The organism is Pandoraea faecigallinarum (genome assembly GCF_001029105.3).
Taxonomy (GTDB): Bacteria; Pseudomonadota; Gammaproteobacteria; order Burkholderiales; family Burkholderiaceae; genus Pandoraea; species Pandoraea faecigallinarum.
On sequence record NZ_CP011807.3, the window covers coordinates 2,705,836 to 2,721,495 of the forward strand.

At 65.5% G+C, this 15,660-nt stretch carries 12 protein-coding genes; 6 read left to right on the forward strand and 6 right to left on the reverse strand.

What is annotated here, in order from left to right; translation table 11 throughout:
- Positions 1 to 89: 89 nt before the first annotated feature.
- The 4 genes from AB870_RS11875 to AB870_RS11890 form a co-directional block, all read right to left on the reverse strand.
- Positions 90 to 461, reverse strand: coding sequence for a cupredoxin domain-containing protein (locus AB870_RS11875; RefSeq protein ID WP_047904871.1), 372 nt, complete (start codon positions 459 to 461; stop codon positions 90 to 92).
- A gap of 14 nt (positions 462 to 475) precedes the next feature.
- On the reverse strand, positions 476 to 1,459 hold the full coding sequence (locus tag AB870_RS11880; protein WP_084663617.1) for a metallophosphoesterase family protein: 984 nt from the start codon (positions 1,457 to 1,459) through the stop codon (positions 476 to 478).
- 103 nt (positions 1,460 to 1,562) lie between these two features.
- On the reverse strand, positions 1,563 to 2,492 hold the full coding sequence (locus AB870_RS11885) for a M23 family metallopeptidase (protein ID WP_084663619.1): 930 nt from the start codon (positions 2,490 to 2,492) through the stop codon (positions 1,563 to 1,565).
- A 113-nt stretch (positions 2,493 to 2,605) separates the two neighbouring features.
- The gene (locus AB870_RS11890; protein ID WP_047904872.1) at positions 2,606 to 3,790 is read right to left on the reverse strand and encodes an acyltransferase family protein; all 1,185 of its coding nucleotides are present in this window, start codon (positions 3,788 to 3,790) and stop codon (positions 2,606 to 2,608) included.
- A 263-nt stretch (positions 3,791 to 4,053) separates the two neighbouring features.
- Between AB870_RS11890 and AB870_RS11895 the strand changes: the two genes are divergently transcribed.
- Both AB870_RS11895 and AB870_RS11900 read left to right on the forward strand, forming a co-directional pair.
- The gene (locus AB870_RS11895; RefSeq protein WP_047904873.1) at positions 4,054 to 4,716 is read left to right on the forward strand and encodes a phosphatase PAP2 family protein; all 663 of its coding nucleotides are present in this window, start codon (positions 4,054 to 4,056) and stop codon (positions 4,714 to 4,716) included.
- Positions 4,717 to 4,876: 160 nt separating this feature from the next.
- The gene (locus AB870_RS11900) at positions 4,877 to 6,727 is read left to right on the forward strand and encodes a PHA/PHB synthase family protein (RefSeq protein WP_084663621.1); all 1,851 of its coding nucleotides are present in this window, start codon (positions 4,877 to 4,879) and stop codon (positions 6,725 to 6,727) included.
- Here the strand turns inward: AB870_RS11900 and AB870_RS11905 are convergent.
- Positions 6,709 to 7,299, reverse strand: a complete 591-nt coding sequence (locus tag AB870_RS11905; RefSeq protein WP_047904875.1) for a hypothetical protein — start codon at positions 7,297 to 7,299, stop codon at positions 6,709 to 6,711. The genes AB870_RS11900 and AB870_RS11905 overlap by 19 nt on opposite strands.
- Positions 7,300 to 7,340: 41 nt before the next feature.
- Positions 7,341 to 8,084, reverse strand: coding sequence for an acetoacetyl-CoA reductase (phbB, locus tag AB870_RS11910; protein ID WP_047904876.1), 744 nt, complete (start codon positions 8,082 to 8,084; stop codon positions 7,341 to 7,343).
- Positions 8,085 to 8,829: 745 nt separating this feature from the next.
- Here phbB and AB870_RS11915 point away from each other — a divergent pair.
- From AB870_RS11915 to AB870_RS11930, 4 genes are read left to right on the forward strand one after another with little or no spacing between them, the layout of a single operon-like run.
- Positions 8,830 to 10,050, forward strand: a complete 1,221-nt coding sequence (locus AB870_RS11915; RefSeq protein WP_237169927.1) for an efflux RND transporter periplasmic adaptor subunit — start codon at positions 8,830 to 8,832, stop codon at positions 10,048 to 10,050.
- Positions 10,047 to 13,259 carry an efflux RND transporter permease subunit gene (locus tag AB870_RS11920; protein ID WP_237169928.1) on the forward strand — a complete coding sequence of 1,071 codons (3,213 nt, stop codon included), beginning with the start codon at positions 10,047 to 10,049 and terminating at the stop codon, positions 13,257 to 13,259. Before AB870_RS11915 ends, AB870_RS11920 begins: the two co-directional genes overlap by 4 nt.
- Positions 13,256 to 14,830: an efflux transporter outer membrane subunit gene (locus tag AB870_RS11925; protein ID WP_084663623.1), complete on the forward strand. Its 1,575-nt coding sequence runs from the start codon at positions 13,256 to 13,258 to the stop codon at positions 14,828 to 14,830. Before AB870_RS11920 ends, AB870_RS11925 begins: the two co-directional genes overlap by 4 nt.
- A complete protein-coding gene (locus tag AB870_RS11930; protein WP_047904878.1) occupies positions 14,827 to 15,480 on the forward strand; it encodes a TetR/AcrR family transcriptional regulator in 654 nt (217 codons plus the stop codon). The genes AB870_RS11925 and AB870_RS11930 overlap by 4 nt, the downstream gene beginning before the upstream one ends.
- Positions 15,481 to 15,660 lie beyond the last annotated feature (180 nt).

Here is a 15,660-nt window from a genome sequence, read left to right on the forward strand (position 1 = left end):
TGAGTCGGACGGACGTGGCGCCGTCGTCCATCGGCAACGACTACGCAACGTCAGTAGGCTCATTGAATCACATCTGTGTCGGTGGGCGGCTATTTCACGACGACCACGCCGGTCATATGCGGATGCAATGCACAGAAATACGGATAAGTCCCCGGCGTGTCGAAGGTGAACGCGAAGGAGCGGCCGGTATCGAGGGCGCCGGAAGCAAACGCGCGCGGCGTGGACGAACTCGTCACGGTGTGCGGCTCATCGTCGCGATTGGTCCACGTGACGCGTGTGCCGGCCTTCACGGTGAGAGCGGCCGGGGAGAATTTGAAGTTCTCGATCTGAACGGTGTTCGCTTGCGCCGCGCTCGCGCGTACGGGCCAGCGAAACGTCAGCATGCTCACCGCGGTGAGCGCCAGGCTGCCGAGCAGGACACGACGCCGCACGGCATGGGGGGGCAATCGAGGGGATGTCATGATGGGGCTACCGCTCAAGATACCAGCGTGGCATCGTCCAGCCGCGGCGTACCGTCGAGCGACGCGAATTCGACGCGGCGAATGCCCAGTGTCTGGCGCAGCTGCGAGGCTTCGACCTTCCACGGCCCCGGCCCCGAACCATTGCCGGGCGCCGCTTGAGGGAACGCCGTGGACATGGCTGTGTGCAGTCGCACATTGCCCTCCACTTTTTGCAGCACCTGATGGACGTGGCCATTGAGCACCGTCACCGATCCGAACGGGCGCAGCAGCGCCAGTGCCCGGTCGCCGTCGTCGGTGCCCCAGCCCCAGGCCGGATAGACCGGCCATAGCGGCATGTGCGTGAACACCACCAGCGGTGTGCTGTGCGAGCGAGCGCTGAGATCGTCCGCGAGCCAGGCAAGTTGCGTATCGCCGAGGTACCCCATGCCGCCGGCTTTGAGATTCAGAACGTTGACGAGCGCGACGAAATGCACGCCCTGCTGATCGAAGCTGTACCAGCCCCTGCCCCGGGTGTCGGCGGCAAAGCGGGAAAAGAAGGCACGACCGTCGTCGCCGATGACGTCGTGCTCGCCTGGTACGTAGCGGGTCTCGAGACCCGCGCCGTTCACGATCTGCTGCGCGGTGTCGAACTCCTCGGCCCGCGAGAGGTGACTGACGTCGCCCGTGTGCAGCATGAAGGCGGGTCGCCGCGCCGCGCCCCGTATGCGCTCGATGGCAGATTGCAGCGTCGCGGCCGGGTCGGGGTTCGGCGTCTTGTTAAAGCCGATGTGACTGTCGCTGATCTGAACGAAGGACAGCGCGTTGCCGGTGATTGATGGGGCGGCCTGAGCTGACGCTCCCCCAAGCGGCACGCCCTGCGGCACCCCGCCGTCGAGCGTCCACAGGATGCCGGCGCCGGCCCATGCCAGACATGCCATCGCCCTGCGCCGCGACATCGAGGGCGATGCCGCCTCGTCGTCTTTTCCTGCGTTGTCGCCGTGTCGTTCGTTGCGGATCATGACGCCCCTCCACACGGTATCGCGTCCGGCCCGTCCCCATGACGAGGTTCGGCGCGCCGTTATCCGTAATACCGGTGGCGGTCGGGTTTTATTCCCGAAGCGATCAGAGCGGCGAGTATGTCCAGCGTGCCGGGGTCGTGCGAACGCTCGACGGCGCGGCCCCCTGCCCGCCCATTGGCGAAGGCATCGGCGAACTCACGTGCCACAACGGCACCGCGTTGAGCACGCTCTGGCAACCGTTGGCCGCGAACGTCTCGCCGTCGGCGCGTGTCTTGGCCCCACGCTGATGCAGCAACGGTGCGGGATCGACAGGTAAGCCACGACGGCGCAGTTCGAAATGCAGATGCGGGCCTGTCGCCATCCCCGTCTGGCCGACGGCCCCGATGACCTGGCCGGAGATCACCGCATTGCCCACACGCAGATCACGCGCAAGGGACGACAGATGTGCATAGACTGTCTCGCTCTCGTATCGGTGCGAGATCACGATGTAACGTCCGAAACCGCGCCGCTCGTTGCCGATGTGCTTTACCGTGCCGTCGGCCGCCGCGAGGACCGGCGTTCCCGTGGGCGCGGCGAAATCGACACCGTTGTGGCGATGCGAGATCCGTCGAACCGGATGCCGCCGGTGGCCGAAGTCCGACGTCATGCGCGCCCCGGCCACCGGCACGAGGAAGGTCTTTGCCGCACGCGCCGCCGGCCCGGTCGTCAGCGGTGCGAACAGACCGGAGCGCCCCATTGCCGTCGCGGTGGACACCGGCGTCGGCGATAGGGGCGTGATCGTGCCGCATATCGACTGGCTCAGCGCCACCGGCGCCGTGGTCACGGACGGTAAGGTGTGGAGGAACGCCGACGGTGCCGTCAAACGCTGATGCGAATGCAACGGCTCGCCAGCCGCGGCCATTGCGGGAAGTGACGGGGTCAGGGACAGCAGAACCCACGCAGCATGCGCACGCTTGCTCGGCCCTCTCAGGCGCCGCGCACCGCCGTCGAACGCGACGCCCGGGCGCGCGACGCAAGCAGAAGAGGAAGACATGGCTCGACAGACTCAATCGGAAACGACGCAGTCTACGGGCCAAGCGAGCGCTATTTTATGGGAAACTCCCCAAATATCACGCAATTCGCGGCCAAAATACCCCCTTTTGGGACTTACCCCACGTCAGGGTATCGATGGGGAACGGGTTTCGCGCTCGTCCGATGGGGCAGGAACCGGCGGGCTGCCGGACCACTCACGTGTCGATGCAGCGCGCCGCCGAGTAACGTGCAGACGGCCAGTGCCGGGGGATAGACGAGGAATGTCCAGCGCATGTCGCCATTGGCAAGCGCGCGATATGCCGGCGTGAGCGCCAGCACGACGAACATATGGCTCAGATAGATTTCGTAGCTCCAGCGCCCCATTTGCGTGAGCCACCCAAAGCCGCGTGCAATGGCGCGCGTCGAGCCGTGTGCCGCGGCAAGCCAGAGCGCCGCACTCACGCATAGCAACGACATCACGTGATCGTGCAGCACCGGCCACAGCACGTCGCCGTAGAAGACGACCCCGAGCAAGCCGATCGCGCCCAGCGTGGCTGACGCACGGGCGACATGGCGCGGCAACGTTACGCGCTGTAATGCAAGCGCGGTCAGTACTCCCCACGCAATGGCCGACATCCCAGGCAGATAGGCCTTTTCCTGCCAGATTTCGTTGCCTTGCAACGCCGCACGCGTCCACGGCAGCGAAAGCGCGAGTGCGGCAAGCGCGATGAGCGCCAACACGCGCCACGGCCCGCGCAGCATCAGGCAGAACACGGGGAACGCAAGGTAGAAGGCCTCTTCGATGGACAGCGACCAGAGCACGTCCCATGCACCCGGCAGCCAATTCGTGCGGCCCTCGTACCAGTTCAGCGTCATGGTGAGCGCCGACGCCAGCGCCCCCGGCAGCGACTGGCCCGGTTTATCGATGACAAATGTCGGTACGCCCAGCAGGTGCATCGCCGACAGCGCGCCCAGCAACAACAGAAGCAACGGGAAGATACGCACGGCACGCAGCGCATAGAAATGCCGCCAGCGCATGGCGTCGAGCGAACCGTAGCGCTCCAGCGAACGGCGCGTAATGACGAAGCCGGAGATCACGAAGAAGACGAACACCGCTTCGTAGCCGTTGAAGCTGATGCCCTTGACGAAGCGCTGCGGCAGCACCTCGCCCAGCAAACTCGATCCGAGCGGCAGGCGGAACTTGAGCGCCAGGTGATGAACGACGACGAACAGAATGGACAGCCCGCGCAAAAGGTCGATGCCGTCGTTGCGCGTTTGCAGCGGCGCCTCGTCTGGCGCGCGCGCCGGGAGGAAAGCCATGGGAACTCCAGTCCAGAAGCGGTGTGCGGGGGGTCACACCGCAGATATCGTACTATGGTCACGCGTCGGAGACACCCCATCGAATTCAACGGGGGGCGCATGCGCGGCTTGCGTCGCGATTCCACGTCGAACGAACCGGCGACGGTGTTGTCCGACACCCTGCGTGCGCGCCGTCACACGACAATTTGGCCCGGTCATGGCGGCGCGCGTAAGATAGCGCTTTCGCCCGGAGCCCTCTGTTCCCGGGCCGTCTTCTGGCAGTCATGTCTAACTTCTGGATCACCATCACCAATTTCGGCAGCGCCGCCGTCACCGTGCCGCTGGCTGCCGCCCTTACCCTCTGGTTGCTTGCCGCGCGCGCATGGCATACCGCCTTCGCGTGGGTCGCGCTGTTCGGCGCCGGCGTGTTCGTTGTGGCCGTCTCCAAGGTGATGTTCCTCGGGTGGGGTCTCGGGGTGCGCGAAATCGACTTCACCGGCGTGAGCGGCCATACGATGTTCGCCGCGACCGTCTATCCGGTCATGGCATGGCTGTTGTTGCGCAAGCTGGCCTGGCCGTGGCGCGTGCTGGGCGTGCTCGCCGCTGCCGCGGGCAGCGTGGCGGTGGGCGTCTCGCGCATCGCGCTGTCGGCTCACTCGGTGTCGGAATCGGTGGCCGGATGTCTCGTCGGCTTCGCGGTATGGGCAGCGTTCGCCTGGTTCACCCGCGGCGACGACACCCCCACCCTCAAGACGCTGCCAATGGCCGCGAGCCTGTTCGCCCTGATGATGTGGCTGCATGGCGAAAGTGTGCCGACGCACCGATGGATCACCGAAATCGCGCTGACGATGTCGGGCCGCGAACAGCCGTTCAAACGCTATAGCTGGCTGGCCCGCAAGCCCTCGCCAGTGCCCGCGGTCCCTGCGCTGCCCTTGCCCGTGCACTGATACGTGGCAAGCGCGCGGCCATCGCGCCCGGCCGCGCGCAACTTGTCGCAGATCAGTGTGGTCATACGCGACGTGCGTTATATTCAACAAGACTCAACGAAACTCAACGAAGCGCCCGATACACGCCCGATACACGTCGCACGACTGAACGGAGTTCGCCATGCCTGCTCGCAGTGACAAGACGTCCCGCGCTACGACAACGCATGCCGGTCGATCCAGCAAGACAAGGGCCAACCCGCCCCCTCCCCCTGCGCGCGACGCTCACGCCGCTTCGCCATCGACCTCGTTCACCAAGCATCTCGACCGGGCCGCCATGGCGACGACCGCGCGCCTGACCGGCAACGTCTCGCCTGCCGCCGTCGCGCTCGCGTGGGCCGACTGGGCCATGCACGCCGCGACGGCGCCCGGGCACCAACTGAATGTTTTCAAGGCGTTCGCGGCCATCGACAAGCCGAACGCGACGCCGCCGTCGAACGCCGGCAGCGGCAGCACGCCGCCTGCCGCCGACCGGCGCTTCCGGGATCCGTCGTGGGAGAAGCTGCCGTTCTCGTGGCTGCGCGAGCGCTTCCTGCGTATGCAGGATTTCGTCGACGAGATGACCGGCGAGATTCCTGGTGTCGATCCGCACCATCGCGACGTCGTTCGTTTCATGGCGAGGCAGTGGCTCGACGTCTTCTCCCCGAGCAATCAATGGTGGGCCAACCCCGAAGTGCTCTCGGCGATCCGGCAGACGCAGGGCCAGAATCTCGTCAAAGGCGCACAGCGATGGTGGTCGGATCTGAGGGACATGGCGGCGGGCAATGCGCCGGGGGCGGGTCCCGAGGCGTGCCAGGCGTTTCGCGTCGGCCACGAAATTGCCGCCACGCCGGGCAAGGTCGTCTATCGCAACGCCTGTTTCGAATTGCTGCAATACGCCCCCGCCGCCGCAGGGCCTGCGAAGGGGCGGACATGGCGCGAGCCGGTACTCATCGTGCCGTCCTGGCTGCTGAAGTACTACATCCTGGATCTCGAAGCGCGGCACTCGCTCGTGCGCTATCTGGTATCGCAGGGGCATAACGTCTTCATGATGTCCTGGCACAACCCGGGACCGGAGGCGCGCGACCGGGGCCTGGAGGACTACCTGGAATCCGGGCTGCTGACAGCGCTGCGCGAGGTGCAACGCCTGTCGGACAATGCGCCGGTGCACGCTTGCGGTTACTGTCTCGGCGGCACGTTGCTCGCGATCGGGGCCGCCACGCTGGCTCGGCGGGAAGATCGGCGAAGGGACGACGCGAATGTGCTCGCCAGCGTCACACTGCTCGCGGCGCAGACGGATTTCAGCGAACCGGGCGAGCTCGGCCTCTTCATCGATGCCAGCCAGGTGGCCTATCTCGAAGCGATGATGTGGCGACAGGGCTTCATCGGCGGCGAGCAGCTCGCGGGCACATTCCAGTTACTCAATTCGTGCGATCTGATCTGGTCCCGGCTCATGCGCGACTATCTGCTGGGCATGCCCGCGCAGACGACGGACTTCACCGTCTGGAACGCCGACACGACCCGCATTCCCGCAAAGCTGCACAGTCAGTGTCTGCGCGAGCTATACCTGAACAACGCCCTGACGGGCACGCTCAAGATCGGCGGCCAACCCGTCGCGCTATCGGACATTCGGGTGCCGATGTTCGTCGTGGCGACCGAGCGCGACCACATCTCGCCCTGGCGTTCCGTCTACAAGATGCATCTGCTCTATCACGGCGATCTGACGTTCGCCCTTGTCTCGGGCGGTCACAACGTGGGCGTGGTGTGCGAGCCGGGTCACGCGCAAAGCCATCACCGGGTGGCCACACGCGCGGCGGGCACGGCCTATCGCGATCCTCAGACCTGGTTCGATGCGACCCCTGCCGTGCCGGGCTCGTGGTGGCCCGCATGGCAGGCGTGGCTGCTGGCGCAGGGCAGCGGCAAAGCCATCGCCGCTGCCTGGCCGCCGAGAATGGTGCTGAACGACGCGCCCGGAACTTACGTGCTCGAACGGTGAGCGTGAGCGCCGCCGCGCTTGGGCGGCACACGGCCATTGAGCGGCGACTGCTGGGAGACGGCCGCTTCGCTGGCCTGCGCCGCTTCCGTGGACATGCGACGCCACGCGTCCATCGTGCCCTGCGTCGCCTCGTTGAACACCTGGAACCACTTCTGCAACGGCGCTTCGGCGGCCTGCGTGGCCGCACCTGCCGCTGTGCCCGCGCCGATCAGATCCGGCAGTGTCATCGCGCCGGCCATGCCGTGCTGAACCTCTTCGGTGGTCTTGCGGCAATGCTCGGCCCACAGCAACTGATTGTTCGCGCACACCGCCAGCCACTCGCGCCAGAACTCGTTTTGCTGCGCGAGCTGACCGTTGAGCAATTGCAGATGGGCGGTGAGCAGGCCGTTGAAATCCTTCGCGCCGCCGAGCGACTTTGCCGCTTCCGAATGCGCCTTGAGCAGTTCCGCGTCGCGCTCGACTTGCAGTTGATGCGTGCGTTGCGCGGCTTCGAGCAGAATCCCGTAGGCGCCCAACGCGCTGGCCGTGCCGAGTTTGACCAACGCCAGTGCCGGATTCGTTTCCTTTGACATCGTGACTCTCCTAAATAAGTAGTTGGCTGCGTCGCTACGCGTTACTCCATATGCATGCCGCCATTGATGGCAAGGTTGCTGCCAGTGATGAACCCCGCATCTTCGGAGACGAGGAAGGCGACGAGCGCTGCCACCTCTTCGGGCCTGCCCAGCCGTCCGACCGGAATTTGCGGAAGAATGCGTGATTCGAGCACTTCCTGGGGAACGGCAGTCACCATCTTGGTTGCAAGATAGCCCGGCGAGATCGTGTTGACGGTCACCCCCGACTTGGCGACTTCCAGCGCGAGTGCCTTGGTGAAGCCATGCATGCCTGCTTTCGCTGCGGCATAGTTCGCCTGCCCGAAGGCGCCGCGGCTGCCGTTGACCGACGAGATGTTGACGATGCGTCCCCAGCCACGCGCGACCATGCCGCCGAAAATCGGCCGGGTCATGTTGAAAACGCTATCCAGATCGGTGCGCAATACCAGCTGCCAATCGTCGGCCGTCATCTTGCGCAGGGTGGCGTCGCGCGTAATCCCTGCATTGTTGATGAGAATGTCCACCGCACCGGTGTCCGACTCGACGGCTTTCGCACAGGCTTCGCACGAAGCAAAGTCGGCAACGTCGACACGATAGGCAGCGAAGTCCCGGCCCTTGGCGCGCATGCGCTCGACCCAGCCTTCGCAATCGTGATTGTTGGGAGAACAGGTGACCGCGACGCGGTACCCGGCATCGGCGAGACGCAGGCTGATCGCCTCGCCCAAACCGCCCATGCCACCTGTGACCAATGCTGTTCGTGTTGTCATGGCTATCCGTCTCCGGCTATCCGTCTCCAGTTAACGTCTGTCGTTAAACTTCGGATACAACCAGCATAGTCGCGAACGACCGACTTGCTGTAGCAATCGACATCTTCGCAGGCCCCCGGTTCGACGTCGCTTGACTTCGATCAAGCCGTGGCGCCGCTGCAGCACGATCTGCACCAAAACGGCTCGCCGTGGGCATCGATGCGCTGTGCCGCTCGCGTTGTGCACTGCCGGATGCCTTCACTGCGATGCCGCCGGTCGTTGCAACCGGCCCGAGTGCGACTCGACGCGCGTGACAACGTTCCTCGGTTGTGACAATTTGTCCCGGCGATCGACCTTCGCCCCACGTCTGCCGACGCCGACGCGTCGCAGGGTCCATTGCATGCAATATGACGAAGGGCCGACACTGCACTTGCGTGCATGTCCGATAGCGGCCCGATGGGTCATGGCGTTCACGAGGAATCGTACTCCAAATTAATTTCCCGGTAAGTCATTCGGGACAACGCAGAGAAGCATCCAATGGCCGCACCCTATCGATAGTTATAGGGTGGCGGCACGACGGCCCAATGCCCGTTGCAGGCCGCCGGCAATCCATATATCATCGCCCGTAGATTTTTTACGGATCACACGCTCGATGCCGTCCGCCAGGTCGTTTCCAGGCGATCGCGCATCCGGCGATCTCGTCGTAGAAGTCGCTGCAACGCCTTGTTTTTCCTACCGGATTCCTCACTTTGAGGGTTACGAGCGCATGATGTCCTTTCTGCCCGCCTTTCTAACCGAAACCGCTCACCGACGCCGGCTCGCGCTGGCCGTCGCCACCACCGCCATTGCCGCAGCCACATTGGCCGCCTGCTCGCGCAAGGCGCCACCGGAGCCGCCGCCGCGCCCGGTCGTGGCCGTGGCTGCGACGCTTGCGGAACACACGCCCATCGCCTCGCTCCCGGCGCAAATCGAAGCCCGCTACACCACACCGCTGTCGTTTCGCGTGGCGGGCAAGATCGTCGAGCGCTCGGTACGCCTGGGCGACACCGTGAAGGCTGGGCAGGTGGTCGCACGACTCGATCCCGCCGATCTGTCGAAGAACGCCGCGAGCGCACGCGCCCAGCTCGACGCCGCCCAGCATCAACTCGAATACGCGACGCAGACGCTCACCCGCGACCGGGCGCAGGCCCGCGAGAATCTGATCGCCCCCGCGCAACTCGAACAGTCCGAAAACGCCTATGCCAGCGCGCTGGCACAGCGTAATCAGGCAAGCCAGCAGGCAGCGCTTGCCGCGGACCAGTTGAGCTACGGCAATCTCAAGGCCGACCGCGACGGGGTCATCACTGCCGAACAGGCCGATACGGGACAAAACGTCGGCGCAGGTCAACCGGTCTACCAACTGGCATGGACGGGCGACGTGGACGTGATCGCCGACGTGCCGGAACTCGCGCTGGGCGCATTTCGCATCGGACAGACGGCAACCGTTTCGCTGCCCGCAATAGCGGGCAAGACGTGGCAGGCTCGCGTTCGCGAAATTTCCCCCGCCGCCGATCCGATGAGCCGCACCTACCGTGCCAAGCTCACGCTCGTGTCGCCCGGTCCCGAAGTGAAGCTCGGCATGACCGCCAACGTGGCGTTCGCACAGCCGCTCCCGGTCGTAGCGGCGCCGGGTTCGGCCCCCGCTGCGCCGCTGGCTGCGGCCTCCGGCACGCCTTCGGCAGCCGGCGCAACCGTTGCGCAACCGATCACCCTGCCGTCCACCGCGCTCTTTCACGACGGCAATCAACCCGCCGTCTGGGTCGTCAGGCCGGACGACACGCTGGTGCTGCGACGCGTGTCGATCGTCCGCTATGGCGAGCGCACCGTAACGGTCGCGGGTGGCATCCAGCCGGGCGAGCGTATCGTCTGGCAAGGCGTACACACCGTCACCGCGGGCGAGAAAGTCCGTGTGATTCCACCGCTGCATCCGGAGGACTTCGCGTCATGAGCGCACAGGACGGGAAACCTCCCGTGTCTGCGGACCCGCAACAGGCCGGCACGGCCACGCCAGCTGCCGAACCGCAGGATTACCGCCACGAAGAGGGACACTTCAACCTCTCTGCGTGGGCATTGCGACATCGCTCGCTCGTCGTCTTCCTGATTGCCATGGCGACGATCTTTGGCATTCTGGCCTACTCGCGTCTCGCCCAGTCGGAAGATCCGCCCTTCACCTTCCGCGTCATGGTGATTCGCACGTTCTGGCCGGGCGCGAGCGCCAAACAGGTGCAGGAAGAGGTCACCGACCGTATCGCCCGCAAGCTTCAGGAAACGTCCAACATCGACTTCCAGCGCAGTTATTCGCGCCCGGGAGAGTCGTTGCTGTTCTTCTCGATGAAGGATTCAGCGCCTGCAAGCGAGGTGCCCGAAGAGTGGTATCAGGTGCGCAAGAAGGTCGGCGACATTGGCTACACGTTGCCGCCCGGCGTGCAGGGCCCGTTCTTCAATGACGAATTCGGCGACGTCTACACGCACATCTTCACACTCGAAGGCGACGGCTTCGGCCCGGCGCAGCTGCGCGACTACGCCGATGCGCTACGCACCGTGCTGCTGCGCGTGCCGGGTGTGGCCAAGGTCGATTATTTCGGCGATCAGGATCAGCGCATCTACGTCGAGATCAGCAACACGCAGCTCACGCGACTGGGCATCTCGCCCAATCAGATCGCGCAGGCCGTCAACGGCCAGAACGCGGTCTCCCCTGCGGGCACCATCGAAGCGCCGAATGATCGTGTCGTCGTGCGACCGGGTGGGCAGTACCGCAACGTCGACGAACTCGCGGATACCCTCATACGCGTGAACAACCGCACATTCCGTCTGGGCGACATCGCGACCGTCAAGCGTGGTTACGTCGATCCTCCCGTCTCGGAAATGCGCTTTGGCGGCAAGCCAGTGCTGGGCATCGGCATTACGATGCAAAAGGGACAGGACGTCGTGCACCTCGGCAAGGCGCTGGAGAGCACCATGGGCGATCTGCGCACGCAGTTGCCCGCGGGACTGAAGCTGACCGAAGTCGCGAGCATGTCGCAGTCGGTGTCGCACTCGGTCGACGACTTCCTCGAAGCAGTGGCCGAAGCGGTGGCCATCGTGCTGGTCGTGAGTCTCGTCTCGCTCGGATTGCGCACCGGCATGGTCGTGGTGATTTCGATTCCGGTCGTACTCGCCGTCACGTCGTTGTTCATGTACATCTTCGACATCGGCTTGCACAAGGTATCGCTCGGCACCTTGATTCTCGCGCTGGGTCTGCTGGTGGACGACGCGATCATTGCCGTCGAAATGATGGCGGTGAAGCTCGCGCAGGGCTGGGACCGCAAGCGCGCTGCGGCCTTCGCCTACACGAGCACCGCGTTTCCGATGCTCACCGGCACGCTCGTGACCGTCTCCGGCTTTCTGCCGATCGCGCTTGCAAAGTCGAGCACCGGCGAATACACGCGCTCCATCTTCGAGGTGTCGGCCATTGCGCTGCTCGCGTCGTGGCTCGCCGCCGTCGTGCTGATCCCGCTGCTCGGCTACAAGATGCTGCCCGAGCGCGCCCGTCAGGCGCACCATGGCGACGACCACGAGCACGAGGTCTACGACACGAAGTTCTACAACCGTCTGCGCGGCTGGCTGACGTGGTGTATCGAGCGCAAGCTCATCGTGCTGGTCATCACCGTCGTGCTGTTCCTGATCGCGATGGCAGGCTTCTCGCTCGTGCCGCAGCAGTTCTTCCCCAGTTCGGACCGTCCAGAACTGATGGTGGACCTGCGCCTGCAGGAAGGCGCGTCGTATCAGGCGACGCTGCGCGAGACGCAGCGTCTCGAAAAGCTGCTCGAAGGCCGCCAGGAAATCGATCACACCGTGAGCTTCGTCGGCACGGGTGCGCCACGCTTTTACTTGCCGCTCGATCAGCAGTTGCCGACCCCGAACTTCGCTCAGCTCGTGATTACGGCCAAATCGGTCGAAGCGCGCGAGGCGCTTGCGCAATGGCTCGAACCGAAGCTTCGCGACACCATGCCTGGCGTGCGTACGCGCTTGTCGCGTCTGGAGAACGGGCCGCCGGTGGGCTTTCCGGTGCAGTTCCGCGTGAGCGGCAACGACATCGGCACGGTACGCAAGATCTCCGAGCAAGTGGCCGACGTCATGCGCAGCAACGGCGACACCGTCGACGTGCAGTTCGACTGGGACGAGCCTTCGCAACGCTCCGTGCGTTTCGAAGTCGATCAGCAAAAGGCGCGCGCACTGGGCGTGAGTTCGTCGGACATTGCGAACTTCATCGCCATGACGCTCACGGGTTACGACATCAGCCAGTATCGGGAGCGCGACAAGCTGATTGCGATCACGCTGCGCTCGCCCAAGGCCGAACGGGTCGATCCGGCCCGGCTCGCCACGCTCGCCATGCCGACGCCGAACGGCCCGGTGCCGCTCGCCACGCTCGGGCACGTGGTCGACGAACTGGAATACGGCGTGATCTGGGAGCGCGACCGTCAACCGACGATCACCGTGCGCTCGGACGTGCGTGCGGGCAAGCAGGGAATCGACGTGACCGAAGCCGTCTTCAGGCAACTTGGCGACATTCGCAAGGCGCTTCCGGTCGGCTATCGCATCGAGATCGGCGGATCGGTCGAAGAGTCGGGCAAGGGACAGGCATCGATCAATGCGCAGATGCCGATCATGATCATTGCCGTGCTCACGCTGCTGATGATTCAGTTGCAAAGCTTCGCGCGCACGATGCTCGTGGTGCTGACCGCGCCGCTGGGCATGATCGGTGTCGTCGCCACCCTGCTGTTGTTCGGCAAACCGTTCGGCTTCGTCGCCATGCTCGGCGTGATCGCGATGTTCGGCATCATCATGCGTAACTCGGTGATTCTGGTCGACCAGATCGAGCAGGATATTGCCGCCGGGCATCCGCGCTTCGATGCCATCGTGAGCGCAACGGTGCGACGCTTCCGCCCGATCACGCTGACCGCCGCCGCGGCGGTGCTGGCGCTGATCCCGCTGTTGCGCAGCAATTTCTTCGGTCCGATGGCGACCGCGCTCATGGGCGGGATCACCAGCGCGACCATACTGACCGTGTTTTTCCTGCCGGCGTTGTATGCGACGGCGTTCCGCGTGCGTCACCACGAACGTGCCTCGCATGCGAACCCGCCGCCGTCGGCCAGCCCGCAAGGAGATCGCTCATGACTTCACGCTTTGCATGGCGCGCCTTGCCCTGCGTGTGCGCGGTGCGCCCGGCCACACGGACCGCGCTGCTGCTGCCGATCCTGCCGCTCTGGCTGGGCGCCTGTTCCTTCACCCCGGGCGACAAGCCGCCCGCGATGCCGTCTCCCGCGCAATACGGCGTGAACGCCCTGCCCGCGCAGACAGTCGCGGCGCAGGGCGTTTCGCAGCGCTTCGACGTGGGTGCGCCGCCGGTCAAGGCGTGGTGGCACGCGTACCGGTCGGACAAGCTCGATGCGCTCGTCGACGAAGGCTTGCGCAACAGCCCGAACCTGTCGTCGGCCGATCATGCGCTGCAAGCGGCCCGTGAGCAGTTGAAGGCGCAGGTCGGCGCATCGCTGTTCCCCTCCATCGATATCGGCGGCGAAGCCGCGCGCGAGCGCAATCTCGGCATTCCGAACGTGCGTCCGCCGACCGCGCTGTACAACATGTTCGTCGGGCAGATTCAGGCGCGTTACACGTTCGACTTCTTCGGCACATCGCGCTTTGCCAATGCCTCGCTGGCCGCGCAGGTCGACCAGCAGGCGTTCCAGTTGACGTCGGCGCGTCAGGCGCTCGCAGCGAACATCGTCTCCGGTGCGATCGGCGCGTCGGTGCTGGGCGCGCAGGTCAAGGCAACCGAACGGCTCGTCGAACTCGCACAGGCGGACGCGACCGACATGGCGCGTCGCGAAGCGCTCGGCGCGGTCTCGCGCGCCGACGCGTTGGCCTCTGCGCAGAATGCCGAGTCGCTTGCGGCGTCCTTGCCCGGCTTGCGGGCGCAGTGGCAATCCACCCGCCACGCGCTCGCCGTTCTTCTGGGACGCACGCCGGATCAGGCGCCGGACGATCTCGCGCTCGGCGAGTTGAAGGTGCCGCAGACCGTACCGGTCGCGGTGCCGTCGACCCTGCTGCAATCGCGCCCGGACATTCAGGCGGCGGAGATGGCGCTCAAGGCGGCATCTGCCGAAGTCGGCGTCGCGACCGCACAGATGTTCCCGAGCCTGTCGCTCAGTGCTTCGATGGGCAAAGGCGGCTTCAACTGGACGACGGTCATGTCCAATGCCGGCTCGCTGTGGAGCGTCGCCGCGTCGATTTCGCAGCCGATCTTCCACGGCGGCGCGCTGCTCGCGCAGCGACGTGCGGCGCAGGCGACGTACGAAGCGGCCGTCGATCAGTACAAGCAGACCGTGCTCACGGCATTCAGGAACGTGGCGGATACGCTGGCGTCGCTCGAAGCGGACAATACGGCGTTGCTGCACGCGGACAATGCGAGCGCGGCGGCCGAACGGATCTACCGCGATACGGCAGCCCGGGTGCGCTTGGGAGCGCTGCCGGTGTCGTCGGCACGCGGGCGTGAGCAGCAATACTGGAACGCCTATCTGACGACGGTGCGTGCAACCGGCGCCCGTTTATCGGATACTGCGCTACTGTTTTACGCGATGGGGGCGCCTCCCGAGCCGGTTGCCGATACGGCGACGCCGGCAGCCGGAGCGGCAGCCACCGCACCGGCCGGCTCACAGCCGCCGCCATCGCAAGACGTAGCCCGACGATGACCGCCACACCCACCCCACGGGGCCGACGCCCCAAACACCTGCCCGATGGCCGCGCCGCCTTGCTCAGCGCGGCCATCGACGCCTTTTCGCACCTCGGCTACGACGGCGCGAACCTGCGTGGCATCGCTGCCGCCGCAAAGGTCGACGCGAGCCTCGTGCGGGTGCACTTCGGCTCGAAGGAGCAGTTATGGCGCGCGTGCGTCGATACGCTCGAAGCCGCGCTCACCGCCCCCGTCGCCCATCTGAAAGCGATAGCCGACGACACCACACGTCCGGTGCGCGAGCGCCTGCGCGATGCCATCGCGCTCATCGCCGCCTATGCCACGCAGCATCCCGAACACAAGCGTTTCATTTCCCTTCACGCGTCCGAGACGGGCGAGCGCGGCGCGGTGCTGTACCGGCACTTGCTCGAACCCGTCTATCACTGCATGGAGAAGCTCATCGTCGAGGGCATGGCGGCCGGGGTGATCCGTGCCGAACATCCGGCAATGTACTTCTGCGTGCTCGCGCATGCGTTGCATCCGCCGCCCGGCTCCCCGGTGCTGATGCAGGTGATTGCCCCGGAGGTCGGCGGCGACGCGTTCGGCCCCGCCCTGCTCAAACAGGTCGAGATGGTGTTCTTCACACCGCCGGAGGCGGGAAGTCCCTGACACCGGCGCCGTGGCACGCCGGCACAAGCTGACGAAGAAGGCGCCCCGGACGCTGCGCGGCGACGACAGGCGTTTGTTGTCTGTCCGAACCGCTATGGCCACGCGCATTGCCTGCTTGTCGCGACGGGGGCCGGCTGCGGGCCATGCGTGCCAAACCGGGGCGCGCAAACGCCACTGGCG

Excerpts from the sequence above, each read along its gene's own strand:
- AB870_RS11915 (WP_237169927.1), top strand. The coding sequence starts at position 8,830 with ATGATGTCCTTTCTGCCCGCCTTTCTAACCGAAACCGCTCACCGACGC.
- AB870_RS11890 (WP_047904872.1), bottom strand. The coding sequence starts at position 3,790 with ATGGCTTTCCTCCCGGCGCGCGCGCCAGACGAGGCGCCGCTGCAAACG.
- AB870_RS11875 (WP_047904871.1), bottom strand. The coding sequence starts at position 461 with ATGACATCCCCTCGATTGCCCCCCCATGCCGTGCGGCGTCGTGTCCTG.
- AB870_RS11900 (WP_084663621.1), top strand. The coding sequence starts at position 4,877 with ATGCCTGCTCGCAGTGACAAGACGTCCCGCGCTACGACAACGCATGCC.
- AB870_RS11920 (WP_237169928.1), top strand. The coding sequence starts at position 10,047 with ATGAGCGCACAGGACGGGAAACCTCCCGTGTCTGCGGACCCGCAACAG.
- AB870_RS11925 (WP_084663623.1), top strand. The coding sequence starts at position 13,256 with ATGACTTCACGCTTTGCATGGCGCGCCTTGCCCTGCGTGTGCGCGGTG.
- phbB (WP_047904876.1), bottom strand. The coding sequence starts at position 8,084 with ATGACAACACGAACAGCATTGGTCACAGGTGGCATGGGCGGTTTGGGC.
- AB870_RS11895 (WP_047904873.1), top strand. The coding sequence starts at position 4,054 with ATGTCTAACTTCTGGATCACCATCACCAATTTCGGCAGCGCCGCCGTC.
- AB870_RS11930 (WP_047904878.1), top strand. The coding sequence starts at position 14,827 with ATGACCGCCACACCCACCCCACGGGGCCGACGCCCCAAACACCTGCCC.
- AB870_RS11880 (WP_084663617.1), bottom strand. The coding sequence starts at position 1,459 with ATGATCCGCAACGAACGACACGGCGACAACGCAGGAAAAGACGACGAG.
- AB870_RS11885 (WP_084663619.1), bottom strand. The coding sequence starts at position 2,492 with ATGTCTTCCTCTTCTGCTTGCGTCGCGCGCCCGGGCGTCGCGTTCGAC.
- AB870_RS11905 (WP_047904875.1), bottom strand. The coding sequence starts at position 7,299 with ATGTCAAAGGAAACGAATCCGGCACTGGCGTTGGTCAAACTCGGCACG.